The 720-nt window shown below is 65.7% G+C and carries 1 protein-coding gene; it reads right to left on the reverse strand.

Annotation, left to right across the window (positions count from 1 at the left end; all coding sequences use genetic code 11):
• The coding region (locus CH294_RS27150) for an acyl-ACP desaturase (protein ID WP_094739404.1) at nt 1–719 on the reverse strand (719 nt) is incomplete at its 3' end.
• Nucleotide 720 lies beyond the last annotated feature (1 nt).

Here is a 720-nt window from a genome sequence, read left to right on the forward strand (position 1 = left end):
ACACCGTTGCGGCGGAAGTTCGGCATCCCGGCACCGGGCATGACGAAGTTGGTCACGATGTCCGAGACGGCCTGCAGCGTCTGATCGGGGGAGATGTCCATCGCCGCGCCGGTGATGTTGCGGTAGAAGATCATGTGCAGGTTCTCGTCGGCGGCGATGCGCTGGAGCATCCGGTCGGCGATCGGGTCGTCGCAGACCTTGCCGGTGTTGCGGTGCGAGACGCGGGTGGCGAGTTCCTGGAAGGTGACGTACGCGACCGAGTGCAGCAGACCGACCTGCGATCCGGCGGGGGAGGCGTAGCCGTTGGTCATGTGGATCATGCGGGCTTCTTCGAGGGCGACGGGGTCGACGCCGCGGGTGACGACGAGGTAGTCGCGCATGACGATGCCGTGGCGGTTCTCTTCGGCGGTCCAGCGGCCGACCCAGGTGCCCCAGGCACCGTCGCGGGAGAAGTTCTCGGCGATCTCACGGTGGTAGGAGGGCAGGTTGTCCTCGGTGAGCAGGTTGGTGATCATCGCGGCTTGGGCGACGTCGGAGAGCTTGGACTGTTCGGGGTCGTAGTCCTGGCCACCGAGGGCGCCGAAGTTGCGGCCCTCGTCCCACGGCACGTAGTCGTGGGGATGCCATTCGCGCGCCATCGTGATGTGACGGTTCACGTTGTCTTCGGCAGTGGGTACCAGCTCCTGCAGAAGCTCGAGCTGTGTCAGATCCCTCGCCATT

This window comes from Rhodococcus sp. 14-2483-1-1 (assembly GCF_002259335.1).
Taxonomy (GTDB): domain Bacteria; phylum Actinomycetota; class Actinomycetes; order Mycobacteriales; family Mycobacteriaceae; genus Rhodococcoides.